Genomic DNA, 235 nt, shown 5'->3' on the forward strand with positions numbered 1-235 from the left:
CCCGCCCGCGGGGGGGCCGGGGGGGATGGGGGGGCGGCAGGGGCGGGGGGCGCCCCCCGCCCCGGCGGGGTCCTCCCTGGTTTCGGCGGAGACGGGCCCGGGGGCCGGGGCCCGCTGGGAGAACAGTTCCAGGCGGTGGGCGGCCGCCCCGCCGCGGGCCTGCGAGAGCAGGCCCTTGGCGAGGTGCACCCCCTGGGGTGAGGAGCGGTAGTCGCGGACGAGCCTGACGACGGTG

General features: G+C 82.1%; 1 pseudogene. It reads right to left on the minus strand.

The window, feature by feature from the left end:
* Positions 1 to 235, minus strand: a pseudogene (locus KVT44_RS57165) (ATP-dependent DNA helicase); the annotation flags it as partial.

Origin of the sequence: Streptomyces sp. GbtcB7, assembly GCF_019091445.1 — a bacterium.
In the GTDB taxonomy this organism is placed as follows: domain Bacteria; phylum Actinomycetota; class Actinomycetes; order Streptomycetales; family Streptomycetaceae; genus Streptomyces; species Streptomyces mirabilis.